At 41.9% G+C, this 1,080-nt stretch carries 1 protein-coding gene; it reads right to left on the bottom strand.

Annotated elements, in window-relative coordinates:
• On the bottom strand, nt 1-1,080 hold a 1,080-nt coding region (locus ACS8FC_RS14840; RefSeq protein ID WP_439297335.1), incomplete at both ends, for a capsular polysaccharide export protein, LipB/KpsS family.

Genomic DNA, 1,080 nt, shown 5'->3' on the forward strand with positions numbered 1-1,080 from the left:
ATCTTCCATACAATAAATAGCTGGCATATCCGAGCTTTGCTCAACAAGTCTACTTTGTAGCTTCTTCTGTACTTGCTGACGTTTGGCCAAACCCCATACCAATAAAGGCTGTTGGTAGTTGACACGGAAATGGTCTGGATGTAGAAGGTTTTTTAGACGTGGCTTTGGTTTAACGAATAATGTCGTACGTGGTAGGTCTGTGAAAGCTTTGACAAATGGCAGCTTCCAACGGCTAAACTCATATACAGTCAAATCGCCTTCAAGGCGCGCTTGCCACAGTCGATTGATCACCAACCACTCAATGGCTGTATCGATATCACAAGCTTGTTTCGTTGCTGGATCTACATAACGACTGTAATCAATATAAGCACTATAAAATAATGTTTCTAATGACGTTTCAAGCGTCTTATGTGACGTTGTAGGAAACACTACTGAGTTTGACAAATCCCTATTACTGAGAAGTATCTTAGCTGATGCTAAGCGACGTTTCTGAACTGATTTAAGTAGACTTTTGGGCGCATTAGCGTCATTGGTCAGCCCCCAACCGCTATACCAACTGACCCCGAAGCAATGCACTTTTTTACCTAGCATTAAGGCTTCAAACCCCATATGGGAGCTGACTGTATAAACATGATCCACTTGTGATAGTAATGCTATTGGATTGAGCGCTTGAGTCAGTATTTTGACATTTTTGGGCAATTTCAAACTGGTTAAGTAACCTGATTTTGACGCAGGATGAGCTTTTATCCAAATATGAGCATGAGGGTGCTGACGACAAGCTGACTTTAACATTTGCTTAAACTGACGTTTATTCGCACCAGCGCCTTTAACAGAGGCATCACCTGCTACTTGGTCAATCAACAGGATGTGTGATTGTGCAGCATTTTCCTTTTCGTTAATATTTTCTTCATTAATCAATTTATCCAACGACGGACAATCGATTATGGAATTATATTTACTCAGTTTTTCTTCGCATATACGTGCCATCAGATGACGAGCACGGGCCTCGCCTGCTGCGCGATCATTACTAGTACTCTTGGTACGCTCAACAATCAACTGCTCAAGACGTGAGTATTGCGT

The sequence above is a fragment of the Psychrobacter sp. 1Y4 genome, from assembly GCF_051847555.1.